This window comes from Leclercia sp. GHBNCSD (assembly GCF_055805075.1).
Genome location: NZ_JBQVYO010000001.1, coordinates 65863 through 90081, shown reverse-complemented (window position 1 = coordinate 90081; position 24219 = coordinate 65863). Strand labels below are relative to the sequence as shown.

At 56.2% G+C, this 24219-nt stretch carries 22 protein-coding genes; 10 read left to right on the top strand and 12 right to left on the bottom strand.

What is annotated here, in order from left to right; all coding sequences use genetic code 11:
• Nucleotides 1-113 precede the first annotated feature (113 nt).
• On the top strand, nucleotides 114-653 hold the full coding sequence (locus ACT3IC_RS00525; RefSeq protein ID WP_103179110.1) for a glycine zipper 2TM domain-containing protein: 540 nt from the start codon (nucleotides 114-116) through the stop codon (nucleotides 651-653).
• A 489-nt stretch (nucleotides 654-1142) separates the two neighbouring features.
• Here ACT3IC_RS00525 and ACT3IC_RS00520 read toward each other — a convergent pair whose 3' ends face one another.
• Nucleotides 1143-1778: a TetR/AcrR family transcriptional regulator gene (locus tag ACT3IC_RS00520; protein WP_156654288.1), complete on the bottom strand. Its 636-nt coding sequence runs from the start codon at nucleotides 1776-1778 to the stop codon at nucleotides 1143-1145.
• A 242-nt stretch (nucleotides 1779-2020) separates the two neighbouring features.
• On the opposite strand from ACT3IC_RS00520, the gene bhsA reads away from it, so the two are divergent.
• Complete coding sequence (gene bhsA, locus ACT3IC_RS00515; protein WP_103179112.1) at nucleotides 2021-2278, top strand: multiple stress resistance protein BhsA; 258 nt, start codon at nucleotides 2021-2023, stop codon at nucleotides 2276-2278.
• 77 nt (nucleotides 2279-2355) lie between these two features.
• Here the strand turns inward: bhsA and ldtC are convergent, their stop codons facing one another.
• The 3 genes from ldtC to ACT3IC_RS00500 all read right to left on the bottom strand — a co-directional run bounded on the left by ldtC (nucleotide 2356) and on the right by ACT3IC_RS00500 (nucleotide 8105).
• Nucleotides 2356-3312 carry a L,D-transpeptidase LdtC gene (gene ldtC, locus ACT3IC_RS00510; RefSeq protein WP_139156332.1) on the bottom strand — a complete coding sequence of 319 codons (957 nt, stop codon included), beginning with the start codon at nucleotides 3310-3312 and terminating at the stop codon, nucleotides 2356-2358.
• Between the two features lie 152 nt (nucleotides 3313-3464).
• Nucleotides 3465-6911 (bottom strand): transcription-repair coupling factor, encoded by a 3447-nt coding sequence (gene mfd / locus ACT3IC_RS00505; RefSeq protein ID WP_103179114.1) that lies wholly within the window; start codon nucleotides 6909-6911, stop codon nucleotides 3465-3467.
• A 120-nt stretch (nucleotides 6912-7031) separates the two neighbouring features.
• Nucleotides 7032-8105, bottom strand: a complete 1074-nt coding sequence (locus tag ACT3IC_RS00500) for an acyltransferase family protein (RefSeq protein ID WP_159339142.1) — start codon at nucleotides 8103-8105, stop codon at nucleotides 7032-7034.
• 270 nt (nucleotides 8106-8375) lie between these two features.
• On the opposite strand from ACT3IC_RS00500, the gene lolC reads away from it, so the two are divergent.
• The 6 genes from lolC (at nucleotide 8376) to ACT3IC_RS00470 (ending at nucleotide 13684) form a co-directional block, all read left to right on the top strand.
• Nucleotides 8376-9575 carry a lipoprotein-releasing ABC transporter permease subunit LolC gene (gene lolC / locus ACT3IC_RS00495; RefSeq protein ID WP_159339141.1) on the top strand — a complete coding sequence of 400 codons (1200 nt, stop codon included), beginning with the start codon at nucleotides 8376-8378 and terminating at the stop codon, nucleotides 9573-9575.
• A complete protein-coding gene (gene lolD, locus ACT3IC_RS00490) occupies nucleotides 9568-10269 on the top strand; it encodes a lipoprotein-releasing ABC transporter ATP-binding protein LolD (RefSeq protein ID WP_103179117.1) in 702 nt (233 codons plus the stop codon). Before lolC ends, lolD begins: the two co-directional genes overlap by 8 nt.
• Entirely contained in the window at nucleotides 10269-11513 is a 1245-nt protein-coding gene (gene lolE, locus ACT3IC_RS00485; protein ID WP_156654291.1) for a lipoprotein-releasing ABC transporter permease subunit LolE, read from the top strand. Before lolD ends, lolE begins: the two co-directional genes overlap by 1 nt.
• A 51-nt stretch (nucleotides 11514-11564) precedes the next feature.
• Nucleotides 11565-12476 (top strand): N-acetylglucosamine kinase, encoded by a 912-nt coding sequence (nagK, locus tag ACT3IC_RS00480; RefSeq protein ID WP_103179119.1) that lies wholly within the window; start codon nucleotides 11565-11567, stop codon nucleotides 12474-12476.
• 15 nt (nucleotides 12477-12491) lie between these two features.
• Nucleotides 12492-13313 (top strand): Sir2 family NAD+-dependent deacetylase, encoded by an 822-nt coding sequence (cobB, locus tag ACT3IC_RS00475; protein WP_114387410.1) that lies wholly within the window; start codon nucleotides 12492-12494, stop codon nucleotides 13311-13313.
• A 65-nt stretch (nucleotides 13314-13378) separates the two neighbouring features.
• Nucleotides 13379-13684, top strand: coding sequence for a hypothetical protein (locus ACT3IC_RS00470; protein WP_159339139.1), 306 nt, complete (start codon nucleotides 13379-13381; stop codon nucleotides 13682-13684).
• An 88-nt stretch (nucleotides 13685-13772) separates the two neighbouring features.
• Here ACT3IC_RS00470 and ACT3IC_RS00465 read toward each other — a convergent pair whose 3' ends face one another.
• The 5 genes from ACT3IC_RS00465 to potA all read right to left on the bottom strand — a co-directional run bounded on the left by ACT3IC_RS00465 (nucleotide 13773) and on the right by potA (nucleotide 18648).
• Nucleotides 13773-14708: a DUF6708 domain-containing protein gene (locus ACT3IC_RS00465; RefSeq protein WP_473475739.1), complete on the bottom strand. Its 936-nt coding sequence runs from the start codon at nucleotides 14706-14708 to the stop codon at nucleotides 13773-13775.
• 131 nt (nucleotides 14709-14839) lie between these two features.
• Nucleotides 14840-15886 (bottom strand): spermidine/putrescine ABC transporter substrate-binding protein PotD, encoded by a 1047-nt coding sequence (potD, locus tag ACT3IC_RS00460; RefSeq protein WP_103179123.1) that lies wholly within the window; start codon nucleotides 15884-15886, stop codon nucleotides 14840-14842.
• Nucleotides 15886-16674, bottom strand: a complete 789-nt coding sequence (gene potC, locus ACT3IC_RS00455; protein ID WP_103179124.1) for a spermidine/putrescine ABC transporter permease PotC — start codon at nucleotides 16672-16674, stop codon at nucleotides 15886-15888. The genes potD and potC overlap by 1 nt, the downstream gene beginning before the upstream one ends.
• Nucleotides 16671-17528: a spermidine/putrescine ABC transporter permease PotB gene (gene potB, locus ACT3IC_RS00450; RefSeq protein WP_103179125.1), complete on the bottom strand. Its 858-nt coding sequence runs from the start codon at nucleotides 17526-17528 to the stop codon at nucleotides 16671-16673. The genes potC and potB overlap by 4 nt, the downstream gene beginning before the upstream one ends.
• Nucleotides 17512-18648: a spermidine/putrescine ABC transporter ATP-binding protein PotA gene (gene potA, locus ACT3IC_RS00445; protein WP_103179126.1), complete on the bottom strand. Its 1137-nt coding sequence runs from the start codon at nucleotides 18646-18648 to the stop codon at nucleotides 17512-17514. The genes potB and potA overlap by 17 nt, the downstream gene beginning before the upstream one ends.
• A 248-nt stretch (nucleotides 18649-18896) precedes the next feature.
• Here potA and pepT point away from each other — a divergent pair, with 248 nt between their 5' ends.
• Together pepT and ACT3IC_RS00435 are read left to right on the top strand one after the other, a co-directional pair.
• Complete coding sequence (pepT, locus tag ACT3IC_RS00440; protein ID WP_103179128.1) at nucleotides 18897-20120, top strand: peptidase T; 1224 nt, start codon at nucleotides 18897-18899, stop codon at nucleotides 20118-20120.
• A gap of 88 nt (nucleotides 20121-20208) precedes the next feature.
• Complete coding sequence (locus ACT3IC_RS00435) at nucleotides 20209-20700, top strand: REP-associated tyrosine transposase (protein WP_103179129.1); 492 nt, start codon at nucleotides 20209-20211, stop codon at nucleotides 20698-20700.
• A 139-nt stretch (nucleotides 20701-20839) separates the two neighbouring features.
• On the opposite strand, the gene ACT3IC_RS00430 is transcribed toward ACT3IC_RS00435, so the two are convergent.
• The 3 genes from ACT3IC_RS00430 to phoP form a co-directional block, all read right to left on the bottom strand.
• A complete protein-coding gene (locus ACT3IC_RS00430) occupies nucleotides 20840-21961 on the bottom strand; it encodes a ribosomal protein uL16 3-hydroxylase (protein ID WP_103179130.1) in 1122 nt (373 codons plus the stop codon).
• Between the two features lie 89 nt (nucleotides 21962-22050).
• Nucleotides 22051-23514, bottom strand: coding sequence for a two-component system sensor histidine kinase PhoQ (gene phoQ / locus ACT3IC_RS00425; RefSeq protein ID WP_103179131.1), 1464 nt, complete (start codon nucleotides 23512-23514; stop codon nucleotides 22051-22053).
• Complete coding sequence (gene phoP, locus ACT3IC_RS00420; protein ID WP_039028964.1) at nucleotides 23515-24186, bottom strand: two-component system response regulator PhoP; 672 nt, start codon at nucleotides 24184-24186, stop codon at nucleotides 23515-23517.
• Nucleotides 24187-24219 lie beyond the last annotated feature (33 nt).

The window sequence follows — 24219 nt, the reverse complement described above, 5'->3', positions numbered from 1 at the left end:
TAAACCGGCTCATTTTGCGCTTGTTCCCACATTTTTAATCCTTTCTCTGATTTGCCTGCACACACCTTTAGTCGCAGAATTGTTACCAATAGCAATACAAAGGAGAACGTCACATGAATAAATCCATGGTGGCAGGTATAGGGATTGGCGTGGTCGCCGCATTAGGTGTGGCGGCAGTTGCCAGTCTTAATGTTTTTGATCGTGGCCCACAATATGCGCAGGTGGTTTCGGCTACGCCTATTAAAGAGACGGTGAAAACACCGCGTCAGGAGTGCCGCAATGTGACCGTAACGCATCGCCGTCCTGTACAGGATGAAAACCGCATTGCCGGTTCTGTACTGGGTGCGGTGGCCGGTGGGGTGATTGGTCATCAGTTTGGCGGCGGACGGGGTAAAGATGTCGCGACGGTCGTGGGCGCACTGGGTGGCGGTTACGCGGGGAACCAGGCGCAGGGTGCCCTGCAGGAGCGTGATACCTACACCACCACCGAGCAGCGCTGTAAGACGGTCTATGACAAGTCAGAAAAAATGCTCGGCTACGATGTAACCTACAAAATTGGCGATCAGCAGGGCAAGATCCGTATGGATAAAGATCCCGGCACGCAGATCCCCCTTAATGGCGACGGCCAGCTGGTACTGAATAACAAAGCATAAAAAAATCTGTTCTCTGCATTTAGCTCCCCATTCGCTCAGGCTGGGGAGCTTTTTTTGCGCATAAAAAAGACCTTAACAGCGGGGCGACTTGCGCCAGAAGTAAGGTCTTTCCTGGAGATGCTGCTGGGTGACGGGGTCAAAGGTCGAATTCATTATACTGGCGCAGTAACATAAATCCCGTTATCAGGACGGAAAGAAAAGCAAATAAAACTGACCCACCACATAAAACCCAGAGACCGAATAACAATGTAATGCCTATTAACACCTTAAAAAAAGGTAACAGCAAAACCATTATATTCTCCTTCTGAATGTGAATAGCCAGAACGCCTTCACCATAACTAATGCAACTAATCATTAGTACATCAATAATCACTGGTTAAGCATAGCAAGCGGTGAAGCCGTGGTGATAGTTTTTAACTATCTTTCTACGAAGTATAGCGGAAGCTGCGGCGAGAAAAGGGGGAGCAGGGCGGCAGGCCGCCCTGAAAATCAGACTTTCAGCAGTTCAGGCCATAACCGCAGGGTTATCTGGGTGACAGTCAGCAGTTTTTCCAGGCTGGCCCCTTCGCGGGCACTGATGGACATACCCTGCAAAATGCAGCTCAGATATTGGGCAAGTTTCTTCGGATCGCACTGCGCCGGGATCTCACCGCGCTGCTGACGCTGCTGTAAAAACTGGCACAGCGTCTCTTCCTGCATGGCATGGCGAGATTTAACCGTATGGGCAATCTCTTCAGAAGAGGCTGCAAGCGTGGCCGACGTGTTAATCATAAAACATCCCGCAGGGGTCTCTTTGCTGGTAAAGCAGGTCGCCACCGCGGTGAAATAGTCTTCCAGCGCCCGTTCAACGGGCTTCTCCTCGCAAAACAGCTGCGCTTCATGGCGGGCGGCAAAACGGCTGATATAGCGATCCAGCACCGCCCGGAACAGCCCCTCTTTATTGGTAAATTCTGCATACAGCGTAGGCGCTTTCGCCCCCGTCGCGGCAACCAGGTCAGCCAGTGATGTGGCTTCATACCCATGCTGCCAGAACAGCGTCATGGCCTTGTCCAGCGCCGCTTCCCTGTCGAACACTTTTGGTCGGCCACGGCTTTTCTTTTCGCAACGCGTGTCATCGGTTGTCATGAGCCGTTGTACCTCTGTTGGATTGTTGAACGACCATTATAAAAATAATCCCTTTCCGCAGCCAGCGCCGCATGAATAAAAATTTATTCATCATATCAATATGAATTTAAACGCTTTTAAAATTATTTTAATGATCGTTATAAAAATAAATTGACGTGTGATGTAGATCACATCTATCATTTTGTTATCGATCGTTAAGTTAATGCTTACGACATCCCGTTCACTTGCAAAAGGTCCTTATCATGAAAAACGTAAAAACAATCATCGCCGCTGCAGTACTCAGCTCACTCTCATTTGCCAGCTTCGCTGCGGTTGAAGTTCAGTCTACCCCTGCCGATCAACAAAAGGTGGGCACCATCTCTGCGAACGCCGGGACTAACCTGAGCTCTCTTGAAAGCCAGTTAGCGCAAAAAGCGGATGAAATGGGGGCGAAATCTTTCCGTATTACTTCTGTAACCGGCCCGAACACCCTGCACGGTACTGCAGTGATCTACAAATAAGCATGGCTTAACCCTCATTAATGCCACTGCGAAAAAAAACGCTCTGCCTGTGCAGAGCGTTTTTTTATCTGTTAAGGCTACAGCGCCTGGGTAGCGGGGTGAGGCGTCACATCTACCGGCATACCCGAACGCGCTTCCATGGCGCGCTCCATAACGACCTCGTCAGCGCTGGCTTTAAAGCCCTGCTGCGCAGCATTCAGGACAATCGGTAGGGTCTGGGGATCGTCATTCAGCGCTTTCGACAGCGGCTGATGTACCTCCACCAGGCGCACGCCGCCAGGCTCTTCTGACACCTTAATCGGCGTGTTCATGATATTCACTTTGGTACCGGGCTGGACCACACGGAACAACGTCTCGATGTCATTGTCCCGCAGGCGAATACAGCCGGAGCTGACGCGCATGCCGATGCCAAAATCGGCGTTAGTGCCGTGCAGCAGATAGACCCCACCGTAGGCAGCCAGGCGAATGGCGTGATGACCCATCGGGTTATCCGGTCCGGCGGGGACCACCGCTGGCAGATCGATACCCTGGGCTTTATAGCGGGCGCGGATGTTGGCGGTTGGGGTCCAGGTCGGATTGGCGCGTTTGTCCGACACCGTGGTGACCATAGTTGGCGTCAGGGTATCGCCCCCCAGCTGGCCAATACCGATGGGGTAAACCGTGACCTCGTTTTTACCCGGCGGATAATAGTAGAGCCGCAGTTCAGCCAGGTTGATCACAATCCCTTCCCGCGGGGCATCGGGGAGGAGGGTCTGAAGCGGGATGGTCAGAACACTGCCTGCACGGGGGACGTAGGGATCGACGCCAGGGTTAGCCTGCAGCAGCGCCAGGAAACCGACGTTATATTTTTTGGCAATCGCCTCCAGCGAACCACCATCGTTTTCCACCACATGAAAACGATTTTCGCCCACCAGCCGACTACCCGCCGGGGGCAGGGGCCAGGTATTCGCCTGGGCGGGCAGGGCAAGCGCTACGGTCGCGAGGAGCGCAACCACCGATATCCAACGGGTAAAACGCGACGTTTTTATCATCACCAGAATCCATAGCAATAAAGATTATTATTATCTGAACGTTAATTGATAATTATGGCGAATGAGTGTGTCGGGAAGTCCAGGGGGATTGCAAAGAGTTGTAAATTGCGCAGGGAAAATCATGCCGGGCGACCCGATGGTAGCCCGGCACAGGGTCAGGCTACGGCATTCTCTTCAAGCTGACGCATAAAGTTACGTACCCAGTCCATGCGGGTTTTGCGCTCCGCCAGATCCTGGGTGAATTTCAGGCGCGTCGGTCCATCGAGCCGGAAGTGCTGGGGCTGTTTTTGCAGCAGGCCGATCAGCCACATCGGATCGACATGGTTCTTCTCGGCAAACTCAATCATGCCGCCTTTATCATTCCCCTCCAGCTTGCGGATCCCGAGCTTCTGCGCCTGCTGGCGTAAACGGGCGATATCCAGCAGGTTACGCGCTGCATCCGGCAGCAGGCCAAAGCGGTCGATCAGCTCCACTTTTATCTCTTCCAGACTGGCTTCGTCTTTGGCGCTGGCGATGCGTTTGTAGAACGACAGGCGGGTGTTAACGTCCGGGATAAAATCATCCGGCAGCAGGGACGGCATCCGCAGTTCCACTTCCGTTTGCTGGCTGGTGAGATCTTCCAGCGACGGCTCGCGCCCCGCCTTCAGGGCATCGACGGCGTTTTCCAGCAGCTCCATGTAGAGCGAGAAACCGATGGTTTCCATCGAGCCGCTCTGATCTTCCCCAAGCAGTTCGCCCGCGCCGCGGATCTCCAGGTCGTGAGTGGCCAGCGCAAAACCGGCGCCCAGATCTTCCAGCGAGGCGATGGCTTCGAGACGCTTCTGCGCATCGGGGGTCATCGCTTTCGGGTGTGGGGTCATCAGCCAGGCATAGGCCTGATGGTGCGAACGTCCGACACGGCCACGCAGTTGGTGGAGCTGGGCCAGGCCGAAGTGATCCGCTCGCTCAATAATGATGGTATTGGCGGTAGGAATATCGATACCGGTTTCGATGATGGTGGTGCAGACCAGCACGTTAAAGCGCTGGTGATGGAAATCGTTCATCACCCGTTCCAGCTCGCGCTCGCGCATCTGCCCGTGGCCGATGGCAATACGCGCTTCCGGCACCAGCTCCGCCAGACGGTCCGCCGCTTTCTGGATATTCTCGACATCGTTGTAGAGATAATAAACCTGGCCGCCGCGCAGCACTTCACGCAGGATCGCCTCGCGCACCACCAGGTTATCGTACTCACGGACAAAGGTTTTCACCGCCAGACGGCGGGCAGGCGGCGTGGCGATAATCGACAGATCGCGCATACCGCTCATCGCCATATTTAACGTGCGCGGGATCGGCGTGGCGGTGAGGGTCAGGATATCGACATCGGCGCGCATCGCTTTGATGCGCTCCTTGTGGCGCACGCCGAAGCGGTGCTCTTCGTCGACAATCAAGAGCCCCAGATCTTTCCACTTCACGTCGCTCTGCAGCAGTTTATGGGTACCGATCAGAATGTCGATCTTGCCCTCGCTTGCCTGCTCCAGGATCTGCGCCTGCTCTTTGGCGCTGCGAAAACGCGACATCATCTCGATGCGCACCGGCCAGTTGGCAAAGCGGTCGCGGAAGTTGTCGTAGTGCTGCTGTGCCAGCAGGGTGGTGGGCACCAGCACCGCCACCTGCTTGTTATTCTCCACCGCCAGGAAGGTGGCGCGCATCGCCACTTCGGTTTTCCCGAAGCCCACATCGCCGCAGACCAGACGATCCATCGCCAGCGGCTGACACATGTCGCTCAGCACGGCGTTAATCGCCTGGGCCTGATCCGGGGTGGTTTCAAACGGGAAGCTGTCGCAGAAGAGCTGATACTGCTCTTTATCATGCTTGAAGGCATAGCCCGCCTTCGCCGCGCGCTGGGCATAGATATCCAGCAGCTCCGCGGCTACGTCGCGCACTTTCTCCGCCGCTTTTTGCCGCGCCCGCGCCCACGCATCGCCGCCGAGCTTGTGCAGCGGGGCATTCTCTTCCGCACCGCCCGCGTAGCGACTGATCAGGTGCAGGGACGACACCGGCACATAGAGTTTGGCGTCGTTGGCGTACAGCAGCATCAGGTATTCACCCTTGATGCCGCCCGCTTCCAGGGTGGTCATCCCGGCGTAACGGCCTACGCCATGCTCCAGATGGACAATCGGCTGGCCGGGATGCAGCTCCGCCAGGTTGCGGATCAGCGTGTCCGGGTTGATGGTGCGGCGGCTGTCCTGACGGCGGCGCGCCACGCGCTCACCCAGCAGATCGCTTTCGCAGATCAGCGCCAGATTATTGAGCGTATCAATAAATCCATGTTCGGCGGCGCCGATCATCAGGTAGCGTCCGTTGCCGCTGGCGTCGTCCAGGCGCAGGATCCGCTTCGGTGCGACCTTAATGCGGCCAAGCAGCTCGCCCAGCGCCTCACGGCGCCCTTCGCTTTCCACAGAGAAGATCACCGGGCCGGTAAAGGATTCGAGGAACTTACGCAGGTTATCCAGCGGCGATTTGTTCTGCGCCTGCACCGCGAGGTCCGGCAGCGGCTGGTAGGCCAGGTTGGTATTGGCAGCTTTCTCCGGCAGGCTGTCGGTTTTGAGCTGCATGCGCGGCCAGCGTTTCAGCTCGCTGAACAGCTCATCGGTGCGCAGCCACAGCAGCTCGGGCTCCAGCAGCGGGCGCATCGGATCAACCCCCCGGTTTTCAAAGCGGGCGCGGGTTTCACTCTCGAAACGGCTGGCGCTGGTCTCCAGATCGCCGGTGTTGAGCACCAGCGTGTTGGCCGGGAAATAGCTGAACAGGGCTGGCAGCGGCTCGCTGAAGAACAGCGGCTGCCAGTATTCGATCCCTGACGGCAGGGTGCCTTTGCTCACCTGCTGGTAGATATGTTCGGCGTCGCGCTTGACGTCAAACTTATCGCGCCACTGGCTGCGGAAGAGCTCAATAGCGGTTTTGTCGGTCGGGAATTCGTGGGCCGGCAGCAGGTTGATGGCCTCCACTTCCTCCAGCGTGCGCTGGGTATCGGCATCAAACAGGCGCAGGCTGTCGATTTCGTCGTCGAAAAAGTCCAGACGATAAGGTTGTTCACTGCCCATAGGGTAGAGGTCGAGCAGCGCGCCGCGGGTGGCGTACTCCCCGTGCTCCATGACCTGATCGACATGGCGATAGCCCGCGCTGTCGAGCTGCACGCGCAGGCCGTCCCTCGAGAGGCGCTGGCCTTTTTTCATCACCAGCGCGTGGCCGTGCAGATAGCTGTGCGGGCAGACGCGCTGCATCAGGGTATTGACCGGCACAATCAGCACGCCGCGCTGCATGGAGGGCAGCTGATACAGCGTGGAGAGGCGCGAGGAGATGATCTCCTGGTGCGGCGAGAAGCTGTCGTAAGGCAGCGTCTCCCAGTCGGCAAGGCTGGTGACCAGCTGATCGGTGAACTGGCGGATCTCATCATGCAGACGCAGGGCGTTTTGCATGTCCGGCGCGACCAGTACCACCGGGCCCTGATGACGCTCTGCAATTTCCGCCACCAGCGTGGCGCAGGCTGCCCCGGTCAGTTCACCTAACTGGCGTTGGTCGCCCGCTTTGACGGGCAGGGAAAAACGATTTTGTTCAGGCATGGCTTTGTCAGGATCTCGTATGGGCATATCACTGATACACAATGTCTTTATTATCCTTGATCGTTTTACATTAGCAAACCGTAACCGCACGCAGCGCAAAGCCCCCCTCTCACAGGCGCGCTAGCGTGTCGCCTGAACCAGCGTCAGCCGGGCGGGTGGGGTAAAGAAAATATCACCGGCCAGCGCGCGGGAGAGGTTACGCGCCCCCAGCCCCACCAGGGTGCAGATCAGCAGGCTGGCAAACGGGTAGAAGAGCACCAGCGTCAGCTCTGCCCACACCGGCCAGGTACCGCCATTCAACTGGTGGATCATTAACAGGCTGACCCCTTCGATCAGAATGCGGTGGGTGGTGTAAATCGCAATGGTATTGGAGCCAACCACGTTCAGCACATTGTCAGGGCCCACGGCGAAGCGCTGCTCCAGGCGGTAGAACAGGGCCATAATCAGCAGGATCGACAGCAGCGACAGCGGCAGGGGAACCCCGACGAACCACAGCACGACGGAGACCGCCCCGAACGCCGCTACCGCCAGCGCGTCACGGCGCCACACCCGGCTCTGCATCCAAGCCATCAGCTGCACGCCGTACCAGGCCCCGAGGCTGTAATAGATCATATTACGCACCACGCTGTTCATCCCCCACCACGGCAGCGGCATAAAGTTGATGGCGATGCTGGCGAGCGCCAGCAGCACGACCAGCGGCGTCCGCCAGCGGCTCAGCAGCTTGCAGAGCGTAAAATAGACCACCAGAGCGTAGAGATACCACAGGCTGGTGCTGGCAGTGAGCATGCCGGTGATAAAGCCGCTTAACGAGTCGGCATAGGCGGCGTTCGACGCGGTATTGAGATCCCGCTCCGGCGCCAGCCACGCATTGAGATGGGTCAGCGCCTGCCACTGTAATACTCCCCACAGCGCCAGCACCCAGATAATGCTCCAGAGCCGTTTGTCCAGGCAGGTTTTCCAGTCGACCTCGTCAATGTAGCGCCGGACCAGATACCCCGAAATAAAGAAGAACACCGGCATGCGGAACGGGGCGAGATAGAGATTGAACGTTACCCAACATTTGGCGAGCAGCACCGAAAGGGGAGCATGCAGCGCCTCGAGATGGGGATAAAAGGTGATCACCGAGTGGTAAATCACCACCAGGCAGATGCAGAGTCCTTTTATCTGGTTAATCCATAGTGCTTTTTGTTTCATCGCGTTCCGGGGCCTGTTATTACCTTAATCGAGCGGGTAAGTGTGTTGCGCGGCGGGCGGGATGTAATGGGTAAGAGTCTGTATCCGGATGTTTTTCAGAAAAGCTGCAAACACCTGCGCGGGGCAGGTCGTCTTACGAAAGGGGGTATTACGCTGATTTACCGCGCTTTTTCAGACAAATGATAAGCAAAGCTTACGGTTTCAGTCATTTACCCTTAGCGGATTCGCTTATATACTCGTGGGTCTGCTATCAGCAAACAGACGGATTTCATGTACCAACCTGTCGCACTATTCATAGGCTTACGTTATATGCGTGGGCGCGCCGCGGACCGCTTCGGTCGCTTCGTCTCCTGGCTTTCAACCATTGGCATTACGCTTGGCGTGATGGCGCTGGTGACGGTTCTCTCCGTCATGAACGGCTTTGAGCGCGAGCTGCAAAATAACATTCTGGGGCTGATGCCGCAGGCGATCCTCTCATCCAGCAGCGGGTCGGTGAATCCGCAGCAGCTGCCACAAAGCGCCGTCAAGCTCCAGGGCGTAAGCCGCGTGGCGCCGATCACCTCCGGTGACGTGGTGCTACAGAGCGCCCGCAGCGTGGCGGTCGGGGTGATGCTCGGCATCGACCCGGCGCAAAAGGATCCCCTGACGCCGTATCTGGTCAACGTCAAACAGGGCGATCTGGCTCCCGGCCAGTACAACGTCATTCTCGGCGAACAGCTTGCCGGCCAGCTCGGCGTCAATCGCGGCGATCAGCTACGGGTGATGGTGCCGTCTGCCAGCCAGTTTACCCCGATGGGGCGGCTCCCGAGCCAGCGCCTGTTTAATGTGATCGGCACCTTCGCCGCCAACAGCGAAGTGGACGGCTATCAGATGCTGGTCAATATCCAGGACGCGTCGCGCCTGATGCGTTACCCGCTCGGCAATATCACCGGCTGGCGTCTGTGGCTCAACGAGCCGCTGAAGGTCGATGTGTTAAGCCAGCAAACCCTGCCGGAAGGCACCCAATGGCAGGACTGGCGCGAACGTAAGGGCGAGCTGTTTCAGGCCGTGCGGATGGAAAAAAACATGATGGGCCTGCTCCTGAGCCTGATTGTGGCGGTTGCCGCCTTTAACATCATTACCTCGCTGGGCCTGATGGTGATGGAGAAGCAGGGCGAAGTGGCGATCCTCCAAACCCAGGGGCTGACGCCGCGGCAGATCATGGCGGTCTTTATGGTGCAGGGCGCCAGCGCCGGGATTGTCGGCGCGCTGCTCGGCGCGCTGCTCGGTACGCTGCTTGCCAGCCAGCTTAATAATTTAATGCCGATTATCGGCGCGCTGCTCGACGGCGCGGCACTGCCGGTGGCCATTGAGCCGCTGCAGGTAGTGGGCATTGCGCTGGCTGCGATGGCCGTTGCCTTACTCTCTACGCTTTATCCTTCATGGCGCGCTGCCGCCACCCAACCCGCTGAGGCTTTACGTTATGAATAAGATCCTGTTGCAATGCGACAACCTGTGCAAACGCTATCAGGAAGGCACGGTGCAGACGGATGTCCTGCACAATGTCAGCTTCAGCGTCGGGGAAGGGGAGATGATGGCGATCGTCGGCACCTCCGGCTCCGGGAAAAGTACCCTGCTGCACCTGCTTGGCGGGCTGGATACGCCGACCTCCGGCGATGTGGTCTTCTCCGGCACGCCGCTGAGTTCGATGTCATCGAGCGCGAAGGCCGATCTGCGTAACCGCGAGCTGGGCTTTATCTATCAGTTCCACCACCTGCTGCCGGACTTTACGGCGCTGGAAAACGTGGCGATGCCGCTGCTGATCGGCAAAAAGAAACCGGCTGAAATCAACGCCCGCGCCAGCGATATGCTGAAAGCGGTCGGGCTGGGCCACCGCGGTAATCATCGGCCTTCCGAGCTCTCCGGCGGCGAGCGCCAGCGTGTGGCGATTGCCCGGGCGCTGGTGAATAATCCGCGCCTGGTGCTGGCGGATGAACCGACCGGTAACCTGGATGCCCGCAACGCCGACAGCATCTTCCAGCTTCTCGGCGAACTGAATGCCTCCCAGGGCACCGCCTTCCTGGTGGTGACGCACGATCTGCAGCTGGCAAAACGCATGTCCCGCCAGCTGGAGATGCGTGACGGTCGCCTGAATACCGAACTGACCCTGATGGGGGCAGATTGATGGCTTCACCGTTATCGTTACTCATCGGCCTGCGTTTTAGCCGGGGTCGCCGCCGCAGTGGCATGGTGTCGCTCATATCGGTCATCTCCACCGTCGGTATCGCGCTGGGCGTGGCGGTACTGATTGTTGGCCTCAGCGCCATGAACGGCTTCGAGCGTGAGCTGAACAACCGCATTCTGGCAGTCGTGCCGCACGGCGAAATTGAGCCGGTTAACCAGCCGTGGAATAACTGGAACGACGCCCTGAATAAAGTGGAAAAGGTGCCGGGCATTGCCGCGGCTGCGCCCTATATCAATTTCACCGGGCTGGTGGAGAGCGGCGCAAACCTGCGCGCTATCCAGGTGAAAGGGGTGAACCCGCGCCAGGAAGAGAAGCTCAGCGCGCTGCCACAGTTTATCCAGAAAGAGGCCTGGGCCAATTTTAAAGCTGGCGATCAGCAGATTATCCTCGGTAAGGGGGTGGCCGACGCGCTGAAAGTGAAGCAGGGCGACTGGGTGTCGATCATGATCCCGAACGCCAGCGCCGATCATAAGCTGCAGCAGCCGAAGCGCGTGCGTCTGCACGTGACCGGTATTTTGCAGCTAAGCGGTCAGCTCGATCACAGCTTTGCCATGGTGCCGCTGGAAGATGCGCGCCAGTATCTCGATATGGGCAGCAGCGTCACCGGGATCGCCATCAAGGTTAACGACGTCTTCAACGCCAACAAACTGGTGCGCGACGCCGGGGAAGTGACCGACAGCTATGTCTACATCAAGAGCTGGATCGGCACTTACGGGTATATGTATCGTGATATCCAGATGATCCGCGCCATTATGTACCTGGCGATGGTGCTGGTGATCGGCGTGGCCTGCTTTAACATCGTCTCCACGCTGGTGATGGCGGTGAAAGACAAGAGCGGCGACATCGCGGTGCTGCGCACCCTCGGCGCAAAAGATGGTCTTATTCGTGCCATCTTCGTCTGGTATGGTCTGCTGGCGGGGCTGCTGGGCAGCCTGTGCGGTGTGGTTATCGGCGTGGTGGTTTCATTGCAGCTGACGCCGATTATCAACGGTCTTGAGGCCCTGATCGGGCATCAGTTCCTGTCGGGCGATATCTATTTTATTGACTTCCTGCCGTCTGAATTGCACTGGCTGGATGTTTTTTATGTGCTGGTTACAGCACTTTTACTGAGTCTGCTGGCAAGCTGGTATCCGGCGCGTCGCGCAAGCCGAATTGATCCGGCGAGGGTATTAAGTGGCCAGTAATTACGTCATGATCCGGTGAGCGTTGCCGCCGGGTCAAAAGAGGAATGCACTATGTATTACGGATTTGATATTGGCGGCACCAAAATTGCCCTTGGCGTATTTGATACCAACCTGAAATTGCAGTGGGAAACCCGGGTTCCCACTCCTCACGAAAGCTACGATGAATTTTTAACCGCCATTGCCGCGCTGGTGGCCCAGGCCGATGAACGCTTCGGCGTGAAGGGCACGGTGGGCATAGGCATTCCGGGGATGCCGGAAACCGACGACGGTACGCTGTACGCCGCCAACGTCCCGGCGGCAAGCGGTAGGCCGCTGCGCGCCGACCTGACCCGCCTCCTTGAGCGCGACGTGCGCCTCGACAACGACGCTAACTGTTTTGCCCTCTCCGAAGCCTGGGACGATGAGTTCCAGCAATACCCCCTGGTGATGGGGCTGATCCTCGGCACCGGTGTCGGCGGCGGGATTGTGGTGAATGGCAAACCGGTGACCGGACGCAGCTATATCACTGGCGAGTTTGGTCATATTCGCTTGCCGGTGGATGCGCTTGAGGTGGTAGGGCGTGATTTCCCGCTCCTCCGTTGCGGTTGCGGCCAGCACGGCTGCATTGAGAACTACCTCTCCGGCCGTGGATTTGCATGGCTTTATGAACACTTCTATCATCAAAAACGTCAGGCTCCGGAAATCATTGCCCTGTGGGAGCAGGGGGATGAACAGGCTGTAGAGCACGTTGAGCGCTATCTCGATCTGCTGGCGGTCTGTCTGGGGAATATCCTGACCATTGTCGATCCTGACCTGCTGGTGATCGGCGGAGGATTATCGAACTTTACGGCCATCGCCGAACGGTTGTCCGGTCGGTTGCCGCGTCATTTGTTGCCGGTTGCCCGTGTCCCGCGCATTGAGCGCGCGCGACATGGCGATGCCGGAGGAATGCGCGGCGCCGCATTCCTCCATCTCACCCGTTAGCCATACGAGGTTTTTATGCTGTCGCGACGGTCACTTCGACTCAGCCGTTTTCGCAAAAACAAACGCCGCTTGCGTGAGCGCTTACGCCAGCGAATTTTCTTCCAGGATGTGGCAATGCCGGAATTGATGGAAAAACCAAGAGTACTGGTCCTGACCGGGGCGGGGATCTCCGCCGAGTCGGGCATTCGAACGTTTCGCGCGACCGACGGGTTGTGGGAAGAGCATCGGGTTGAAGATGTGGCGACGCCGGAAGGTTTTGCCCGTAACCCGCAGCTGGTGCAGGAATTCTACAACGCCCGCCGCCGTCAGTTGCAGTCGCCGGAGATCGCCCCTAATGCGGCGCATCTGGCGCTGGCTAAACTCGAAGAGGCGCTGGGGGATCGCTTCCTGCTGGTAACGCAGAATATTGATAACCTGCATGAGCGCGCGGGCAACCGCAACGTGCTTCATATGCACGGTGAATTGCTGAAGGTGCGTTGCTCCAGCAGCGGCCAGGTCTTTAGCTGGACCGGCGATGTCACCTCCGATGACAAATGCCACTGCTGTCAGTTCCCGTCGCCGCTGCGCCCGCACGTGGTGTGGTTCGGCGAAATGCCGCTGGGAATGGATGAGATCTACAGCGCCCTGGCGATGGCGGATCTGTTTATCGCCATTGGCACCTCCGGGCATGTCTATCCGGCAGCGGGATTTGTCCACGAAGCGAAGCTGCACGGGGCGCATACGGTGGAGCTGAACCTTGAGCCGAGCCAGGTGGGCAGCGAGTTTGAAGAGAAAACCTACGGACTGGCGAGCGAAGTGGTGCCGCAGTTTGTGGATAAGCTTCTTAAGGGATTGTAAGTGGTTCACTGCGCGAAGAGCAGACGCTTTTCGCGCAAATTTCAAGGGAACGACAGGAACAGGTTATGGATAACCCGCTAATTGTATCGGCCATTATTTTTATTGTGGCGGTAGGGATAGGGCTGTGGAGCCAGTGTTGCCTGCCTCGCCTTTCTGACAGCAGAAATATCCTGTTCATTCTCTTTTTATACCTCGGCATTGTCTCCGCTGGCTCGTGTATATTTAACCTGGTATACCTGCTGTTTACCGGACAACTTGCGCATGGCGATGTGCAGCAGTTCGGCACGATTGTTACGCTGGTCGTGCTGTGGAAACCGCTGATGTATGTGATTGGCAAAATTGATGACGCGTTGCAAAAAATATCGGAGTAAATAGTTGAGCGGGGCGAATTAACGCCAGATTACCCGCAAAGCCCTGACGACAACGCAGGACCTTACGCAGTTAAAATAAATAATTAATCTATTGTTTATCTGTTGTTGATTCGCTCTGCGCCTCATCAGACCACGGCGTCTCCGGCAGCCTGCGCATAATTTGCCTCATTGCCAGAGCGTCCAGTAAAATGGTTGGCACCATAATAAAAGAAATGAGCCAGAAAAAAGGATTCCTGACGGGGAAAATGGTTGTCCATTTATCCTGTTCATTGACTCGCGACAACATCCGGCTGCTCAATCTCGTCACGCAATATTTAAAGGAGTAGTTATTTTCTATCGATATTAAATGAACGGGTGTCATCAGGCCATTCATATAGTTTCTGCACCACGCCCAGGATTCCGCATAACTCAAAAGAGTATCTGCGATATCGGTAGAGAAGCGAGAGACTTGATAAAATAAAGGCGCGTTATCATCGCTGATGATTATCCAGTTTTTTTTCCCGTCAGTCGAGGGTGCTTGCCACTTATACCATGTCCGGGAACCCGCGGTTCCGGAACCGTTACTAAAATGGGCTTCAATGTCCTTCCAGTCATAAATCAGCGTTTCGACAGGCCATTTCGCAAAGATATTACGCGTGGGACGATACGTTTGAACATACACCCGTTGGCGCTTGCGATTCAGCCTGACGATTAACGTTTTGGGGTGGGTAATGACGACACGCAGTGCGTGGATGCTGCTATAGAACATCAGGATGAGTATAATCTCAACCATAATAAATACGGGAGAATACCCAATAATTGGGCCAATAAATAAAATAGATAACAGAAATGGGAATATGGTCAGAAGCGGCATCGTTACGCCAAGCCATTCGCTTCTGGGGACGTTTTTTATGATATCGCAATAAATATCATTGACGGCGACTACACCGAATAGCGGCGGCGCTTTTCTCTGCGTTTTTTTGACATAATGCGTCCTTTTATGATGTTGCCTGTAATCCTTTAAATCAGGAAACTCAATGCCCATGTCTTGTTAACGGTAGTAAAAATAATGTCGATGCAGAAAAAAGAGAATAAAGAAGATTACTGTTCAGCTTCATATGTACTTATCCTTGTACCATTGAGTTATGCCGGGTCGAAACCCGGCATAGTATTGCATTAACGACCTGCCTTCAACTTCTGGTAATACTCTTCATACAGGCGGCTGGCGTCGCCCACATCGTTCTGCCACTCGCCTTTACTGATGGTCTGCGCATCCGGGTAGAGCGACTTGTCATTTGCAACGGTCGGGCTCAGCAGCTTGCGGGCGGCGAGGTTTGGCGTCGGGTAGCCGATGGTCTCTGCCACCTGTTTTGCCACATCCGGGCGCAGCAGGAAGTTAATCAGCTTCAGGGCACCGTCCACGTTTTTAGCATTGGCCGGAATAGCCAGGCTGTCCATCCAGAAGATCCCGCCCTCTGCTGGCCACACCACTTCCAGCGGCGTACCGGCCTGACGCGCGACGTATGCCGACCCGTTCCACACCATCCCCACGTTGACTTCCCCTTCCATATACGGGTTCGCCGGATTATCGGAGTTGAAGGCGGCCACGTTAGGCATCAGTTTTTGTAGCTCATGGTAAGCCGCTTCAATCTCTTTCGGATCGGTGGTGTTGCCAGAGTAGCCCAGCTTACGCAGCGCAATCTGGAACACTTCGCGGGCGTCGTCGGTCAGCAGCAATTCACCTTTATAGTCTGGTTTCCACAGGTCAGCCCAGCTCGTCACCGATTTAGGATCCATCGCTTCGCTGTTGATCCCGATCGCCGTTGCGCCCCAGATGTACGGAATAGAGTAATCGTTATTTGGGTCAAACGGCTTGTTGAGCATCTCCGGATCGAGGTTTGAAAAATTGGTTAGCTTCGATTTGTCGATCTTCTGGATCATGCCCTCTTTGCGCATCTTGTCGACGAAATAGGTCGACGGGACCACCAGGTCGTAGGCGCCATCTTTATAGGTTTTGAGCTTGGCATACATGGTTTCATTCGACTCGTAGGTCGAGTAGATAACCTTGATGCCGGTCTCTTTAGTAAACTGCTCCAGCAGGCCTGGCGGCACATACTCGGTCCAGTTATAGAAGTAGAGCGTTTTACTGTCGTCCGCGTGCGCAGCGCTAATACCCATTGCGAGAGCGCCTGCCGCGAGCAGGTGGCGTGACCATTTTTTCATTAATACGTCCCCTGAGATTTTGTTTTATCACGAGCAATAAGCTGACTGGCGATCACCAGGACCAGCGATAACATCAACAGTATGGTCGCCAGCGCGTTCACCTCCGGTGAGACGCCAACTTTCACCATCGAATAGATCTTCAACGGCAGAATTTCATAGCTCGGCCCGGTGACGAATGACGAAACCACTACGTCATCCATCGACAGGGTAAAGCTGAGCAGCCATCCCGCGGCCACGGCGGGCATCGCCAGCGGCAGGATAATTTTGCGCAGGATGGTCATCTCGCTGGCACCCAGATCTTTTGCCGCCTCCAGCATCCGCACGTCAAAGCCTTTCAGACGGGAGTAGACCGTCACCACCACAAACGGCAGGCAGAAGGTGATGTGTGAGAAGAGCAGGGACCAGAAGCCCAGCTGTACCCCCAGCAGCATAAAGAGCACCAGCAGCGAGATAGCCATTACGATGTCCGGAGACATCATCACCACAAACAGCATGCCGCTGACGAAGGGTTTACCGCGAAAACGGTAGCGATAGAGCGCCACCGCCGTCAGGGAGCCAATCAGGGTGGCGAGGGTGGCCGAGAAGATCGCCATCGTCAGGGAGTGCTGCGCCGCCTGCAGCAGGCTGTCATTATTCACCAGCAGGCTATACCACTGGGTGGTAAAACCCTGCCAGTTAATGCCAAAGCGCGAGCTGTTAAAGGAGTTCACGATCAGGATAATGATCGGAATGTAGAGGTACGCATAAATCGCGGTCATAAAACCGCCGCGGAGCAGTCGACCGATCATTCAAGTTCCCCTTTACTGTTAAGCAGCCGCGACGCGCGCCAGTAGACCAGCAGCATCAGGCCCATCACCAGGGTCAGGGTGATACTGGTGGCCGAACCGAACGGCCAGTCGCGAATATTGAGGAACTGGCTCTTGATGACGTTACCGATCAGCAGGTTTTTAGCCCCGCCCATCAGGTCGGAGACGTAAAACAGCCCCATCGCCGGCAGCATCACCAGCAGGCAGCCGGCAATGATCCCCGGCATGGTCAGGGGGATGATAATGCGGATAAAGGTCTGGAGTTTGCTGGCGCCAAGATCCCTTGCCGCCTCCAGCAGGGGTTTATCCAGCTTCTCAATGCTGGAGTAGAGCGGCATTACCATAAACGGCAGCAGGATGTAGACCAGCCCCACAATCACCGCGCCGGGAGTGAACATGATGCGGATCGGGGTGTCAATGACGCCCAGCCACAGCAGAAACTCGTTCAGGTAGCCTTTGGTGCTGAGAAAGATCTTCAGGCCGTAGATGCGAATCAGCGAGTTGGTCCAGAAGGGCACAATCAGCAGGAACAGCAGCAGCGGTCGCACTTTCGTCGGCAGCTTCGCCAGGAACCAGGCAAAGGGATACCCCAGCACCAGGCAGGCGACGGTGGCTATCAGCGCCATATTGAGCGAATGGAGCAGGACCTGGAAATAGAGCGGGTCCAGCAGGCGCGCGTAATTTTCCAGCGTAAAGACCAGCGAGACAAAATGGGCGTCGTCACGGGTCAGGAAGCTGGTCGCGATGATCATCAGGTTGGGTAAAAAGACAAATAACACAAGCCAACCGACGATAGTGGCGATCACCACATTCTGGAATTTACTTGTGTTCTTCATCAGCCAGCACAACCTCCCAGCTTTCAACCCAGTTAATGACCATTTTTTGATTGAGCGAGTGATCGAAATCGGGATCGTCTTCGTTAAAGAATTCGCTGACCATCACCATCTTGCCGTTTTCCAGCTCAACGACCGACTCAAGCGTCATGCCTTTGTAGTTGCGCTCGCGGATATAGCCGATTAGCCCTTCGACTTCGGTTTCGTCGTGAATCTCTTCAACGCGCAGATCTTCCGGACGCAGCAGGACGTTCAGCTGCTGTCCCGGCTCAACGGCAAAATTGACGAAGATGTTGCAGGCGCGGCCCTCGACGTTAGCCAGCACCCGCTGGTCGTCAAGTCGTTCAATAACGGTAGCATTGAAGATGTTGATTTCCCCAATAAAGCTGGCGACAAACAGGTTTTTCGGCTCTTCGTAGATCTCGCGCGGCGTACCGTCCTGCTCGATTTTGCCCTCGCGCATCACCACGATGCGATCGGACATGGTCAATGCCTCTTCCTGGTCGTGGGTGACAAAAACAAAGGTGATCCCGAGCTTACGCTGCAGCGCCTTTAATTCGTTCTGCATCTGCTTGCGCAGCTTGTAGTCGAGTGCGGAAAGAGACTCATCCAGCAGCAGCAGGCGCGGTTTATTAACCACGGCACGGGCGATGGCGACACGCTGTTGCTGTCCACCCGAAAGCTGGTGCGGTTTACGCTGGGCGAACGCTTCAAGCTGAACCATGCGCAGGGCCTCGGTGACGCGTGGCGTGATTTCGCTGGCGGGCGTTTTTTGCATCCGCAGGCCAAAGGCGACGTTTTCGAAAACCGTCATGTGCGGGAAAAGTGCGTAACTTTGAAAGACGGTATTGACGTGGCGCTGTTCAGCAGGAACCAGGGTAATGTCCTGATTGTCCAGATGGATGTGACCGCGATCGACGTTATCCAGCCCGGCGATAAGGCGAAGCACTGTCGTTTTACCACAGCCTGAAGGGCCAAGTAGTGTAAGAAATTCGCCGTTGTTGATCGTTAAATCCAGGTCGGAAATGACGGTTTTTCCGTCAAAGCTTTTACGAATTCCGGCCAGTTGCACCAACGGTGACAGTGAAGCTGGTTGTGTATTCAATTTTTGATTCAGTCCCATATCGACGCTGCAAATGCTTATCGCAGCGGGGTTTGTGGTTAACCACCTTGGTGAAACGTAATGAGGGCGGACATTCTACGGGAAAGCGCTGCAATCGCCAATCCTTGTTACCCATTGATAAGCTACATTTATTAGCAAACGATGAGAGAACCGGAAATATTCTCGTTTACGGGATAAAAGTGACCTGACGCAATATTTGGGTTTTGCTGCTTACTGATAATGTTGTCACGAAAAGTGAGGGTGACTGCATGGATAAATTACTTGAGCGTTTTTTACAGTACGTATCGCTGGATACCCAATCTAAGCCGGGTGTCCGCCAGGTGCCAAGCACCGAAGGGCAGTGGAAGCTGTTGCAGCTGTTAAAAAGCCAACTGGAGGAGTTGGGGCTCGTTAACGTGACCTTAAGTGAAAAAGGGACGGTGATGGGCACGCTACCTGCGAATGTGAGCGGTGATATTCCTGCCATTGGTTTTATTTCCCATGTCGATACCTCACCGGATTTTAGCGGCAAAAACGTCAATCCGCAGATTGTTGAGAATTATCGGGGCGGTGATATCGCCCTTGGCGTCGGTGACGAAGTGCTGTCGCCGGTGATGTTCCCGGTATTACACCAGCTGCTCGGCCAGACCCTGATCACCACCGACGGCAAAACGCTGCTGGGGGCTGATGACAAAGCGGGTGTTGCCGAGATCATGACCGCGCTGGCGGTGCTGAAGAACAAAAACGTGCCGCACGGCGATATCCGCGTGGCCTTTACCCCCGATGAAGAGGTGGGCAAAGGGGCGAAGCATTTTGATGTTGAGGCGTTCGATGCCCGCTGGGCCTACACCGTCGATGGCGGCGGCGTGGGGGAGCTGGAGTTCGAGAACTTCAATGCGGCGTCGGTGAATATCCGCATCGTTGGCAACAATGTCCACCCAGGCACCGCGAAAGGGGTGATGGTGAACGCGCTGTCGCTGGCGGCCCGCATTCATGCTGAAGTTCCGGCGGATGAAAGCCCGGAAAAAACCGAAGGCTATGAGGGCTTCTACCATCTGACCAGCATCAAAGGGACGGTGGACCGCGCGGATATGCACTACATCATCCGTGATTTCAACCGCGAAGGGTTTGAAGCGCGCAAACGCAAGATGATGGATATCGCAAAGAAGGTGGGCAAAGGACTTCACCCGGACTGCTACATTGAGCTGGTCATCGAAGACAGCTATTACAATATGCATGAAAAGGTGATCGAGCATCCCTACATCCTTGAGGTGGCACAGCAGGCGATGCGCGACTGCGACGTCGAGCCGCAGCTCAAGCCGATCCGCGGCGGCACCGATGGCGCGCAGCTCTCCTTTATGGGGCTGCCGTGCCCGAATCTGTTCACCGGGGGATATAACTACCACGGCAAGCATGAGTTCGTGACCCTGGAAGGAATGGAAAAAGCGGTGCAGGTGATTGTGCGGATTGCGGAGCTCACCGCAAAACAATAGTCGCCGTTTGACGCCTTACCCGGTCTACGCGTAGGCCGGGCAAACAACGTGCCGCCCGGCATTTCCACACATGAGGAGGGAACCTCATATGTCAAACTACCGTCGACATTATGTGCCAGGCGGAACCTGGTTTTTCACCGTTAACCTGCAAAACCGGCGCAGCGATCTGCTGACGCGACATATCGATACGCTTCGTGCGGCAACGCAAGGTGTTAAACGCCGCAAACCCTTTCTGATTAATGCCTGGGTGATCCTGCCGGAACATATGCACTGTATCTGGACGTTACCCGAAAATGACGCGGACTACTCCGGCCGCTGGCGAGACATCAAAAAGACCTTCACCCGCGTGCTGGGGATGCCAGGCATCTGGCAGCCACGCTTCTGGGAACATACCATCCGGGATGACAACGACCTGCGGCGACATACGGATTACATCCATATCAACCCGCTGAAACATGGCTATGTGACGCGCGTGAAAGCGTGGCCCTATTCCACCTTTCATCGTGATGTACGGGAAGGGATATACCCGGAAGATTGGGCTGGGGAGATAGAGGATTTTGACACCGGAGAGCGGCGATAAAAAGCCGGGTGGCGGCTACGCCTTACCCGGCCTACGGTTGCGATTTTGTAGACCCGGTAAGCGAAGCGCCACCGGGCATTGTCACAGACAACGTTGTTGGCCGGGCAAACGCAGTGCCGCCCGGCAACCCACTAACGTCTCAGTCCTCGAAGAACCAGTACCCGCTGTTCACCAGGGCGGCCATCATCGCGAGGAACGACGGATCGTCCAGCGCATCGCCGAAATGATCGGCAGTCAGCACCATATGGCTGGCAAGGGCCTCCAGCGCCGGACGGTGCGGGGAATCCAGCTGCTCGCCATTGACATACACCGCTTCGCCAATACGTAACACCCGCAATCCACCCAGACGCGCCAGCTTGTCGCCCTGCTGAAGGGCATCGTAGATTTCATCCGGCTGATACGGCGGCTCCGGCAAGGAGACGTCCAGCTCGTGTCGGGACTGGCTGATAAACTCCCCGAACCACTGGTTGAAATGTTCCGGCTGGTTGATCATCTCCAGCATCATTCCGCGCAGCTGATCCAGCTCCTGCGGCAGAATATCGGCCGGATGCTCGCGGGAAGGGACCGCCGGATCGCTGAAACGGTGGCTGCCCAGTTCGCGCTGCAGAACGTAATCGGCAAACCCGCTGATCATCTCGCGACCGCTTGGGGCGCGGAAACCAACCGAATAGTTCATTGAGTTCTCAAGGGAGTAACCCTCATGCGGGAAACCCGGTGGAATATAGAGAATATCGCCCGGCTCCAGCTCTTCGTCGATGATGCCGACAAACGGATCGACCTGCAGCAGGTCGGGGTGCGGACAGTGCTGTTTCATCGGCACCTTTTCACCCACGCGCCAGCGGCGGCGGCCGGTACCCTGGATAATAAACACATCGTACTGATCCAGATGCGGGCCAACGCCGCCCCCGGGCACGGAGAAGGAGATCATCAGATCGTCCATCCGCCAGTCGGGCAGGGCGCGGAATGGCAGCATCAAAGCTGCGGCGGGCTGGTGCCAGTGGTTAACCGCCTGCACCAGTAACGACCAGTTGCTCTCACCCAGGTGGTCGTAGCTTTCAAACGGGCCGTGGCTCACCTGCCATTTACCGTCCTGATGGCTGACGAGACGACTGTCGACTTCGCTCTCCATGGCCAGGCCAGCCAGCTCATCGGGAGAGATCGGATCGACGAAATTGGTGATGCCGCGTTTCAGGACAACCGGACGTTTTTGCCAGTAACGTTCGATAAAGTCGGGCCAGTTAAGGGCTAATTGATAATCCATATTTATATTCCGCAGGCTTTTAATGACTCGGATTATAACGGAAGCTCGGCAGCCTGCGTGTGAGAATCACGCTTTTTTCACCCTGGCGTTTAACTATCGTCGCTTGTCAGATGCTGGCGACCAAAAATTACCTCCATTCGGGCACCGCCCAGCAGGCTGTCGCTGGTTTCGATTCTGCCGCCATACTGCTCCACAATGTCCCGGGCGACCGAAAGACCGACCCCCTGGCCCGGGCGCAATGTGTCGGCGCGCTGGCCGCGATCGAAGACCTGGTCACGTTTGCCCTGAGGGATCCCGGGGCCATCATCCTCAACGATAATATGCAGCTGGTCCTCTCCCTGACGGGCAGAGACTTCAACGAACTCCAGGCAATATTTACAGGCGTTATCCAGCAAGTTGCCCATCACTTCCATAAAGTCATTTTTTTCGCCGACGAAACTGATTTCCGGGGAGATATCGAGAGTAATGTTCACCCCCTTGCGCTGGTAAACTTTGTTCAGCGCCGAGGTCAGACTGTCGAGCAGCGGGGCGACGGGGTGCAATTCCCTGCTCAGCAGGGTGCTGCCGGTGCGCATGCTGGCACGGTGCAGGTAGTAACCAATCTGCTGCGAGATACGGCTGATCTGCTCCAGCATCACGGGTTCTGCCTCCTCGGCGCTCAGCTTCGCGCTGCGCAGGGATCGCATCGTGCTCTGCATGACTGCCAGCGGGGTTTTCAGGCTGTGGGTCAGATCGGTGAGGGTGGTGCGGTACTTATCGTAACGTTCGCGCTCGCTTTTCAGCAGACGGTTAAGATTGCGCACCAGACTGGTGAGTTCCCGGGTGGTGTTCGGGTCGAGTTTTTCACGGTGATGTTCTTCCAGCTCGCGCACCTCTTTCGCCAGCGACTCGATAGGGCGCAGGCTCCACCAGGCGGCCAGCCAGAGCAGGGGGATCACCAGCAGCAGGTTGGCAGCGAGCACGTAGACGAACCAGTTCCACACCATATAGGAGCGTTTAAGCTCAACCGGAATGGTGTCGATGACCACAATGGTCAACTGGGGCATCTGGAGTGTCGCGGGGTAGATATTTACCGCCACCGAGTGGGTCAGCTCGCTGTCGTCGTCATCCTCGCGGATCTCGGCCAGCTCCCGCTGCATGTTCCGATCGTTACCGACCAGCACGCTGGTGGCATCAACATTGGCTTCCAGCTCATGAAAGCCGTTGGCTCTTAACCACTCCGGGCGGATGCTTTTAATCAGCCACGGCACGTCGCGCTGGGCCCACAGCAGCTTGCCTTTTTCATCATAAATCAGCGACATGGTTGGGCTCTGGCGATCCAGATGCTCCGGCATATCGATGCTGATTTTATTGTCTTCCCATCTGGCGAGGGTATAGAAGAGATTGCTTTCGCCGCGCAGCAGGCGGAAGGTGGTTTTGTCGAAACTGACGCTGTAGCCCACCAGCGCGACCATGCCGTAGGCCAGGGAGAGCACCAGCACCACTACTGCTGTCGCCAGCAGGAATCGAAACCGCAGCGACAGCGGCAGAAAGTGACGAAACAGTTTTTTCATTTAACGTAATTCGAAAAGATAGCCCTGCCCGCGCACGGTGGTGATGACATCCTCCGGGTACTGCGCCTGAATTTTTTTACGCAGACGGCCCATCAGAACATCGATGGTATGGCTTTCGCGCAGCTCCGCATCAGGGTAGAGCTGGAGCATCAGGGAATCTTTGCTCACCACCTTGCCGCTGTTACGGATCAGCGTCTCCATAATGGTGTACTCAAAGGCCGTCAGCTTAATCACCTCGTCATTTATCGCCAGTTCGCGACGGGAGAGATCGACCTGGAACGGCGGAATGGAGATCACCTGCGAGGCCAGACCGCTGTTGCGGCGCATCAACGCCTGCATGCGGGCGGCAACCTCTTCAATATGGAAGGGTTTGGTGACGTAGTCATCGGCACCGGCGCTGAGCACTTCAACCTTATCCTGCCAGCCTTCGCGGGCGGTTAACACCAGCACCGGCAAAGAGACATCGTGGCTGCGCCAGCGGCGGATCAGCGACAGACCATCTTCATCAGGCAGACCCAGGTCAACGATGGCGATATCGGGCAGATGTTCATTGAGATAGTAATCGGCTTCTTTGGCATCTTCAGCATCATCCACCTGATGCCCCATTTCCTGAAGCTGAACTTTCAGGTGATGACGTAGCAACGCATTATCCTCAACAACCAGTACGCGCATCATCGCTTCTCCCTAATATGAATGGTCAGAGTA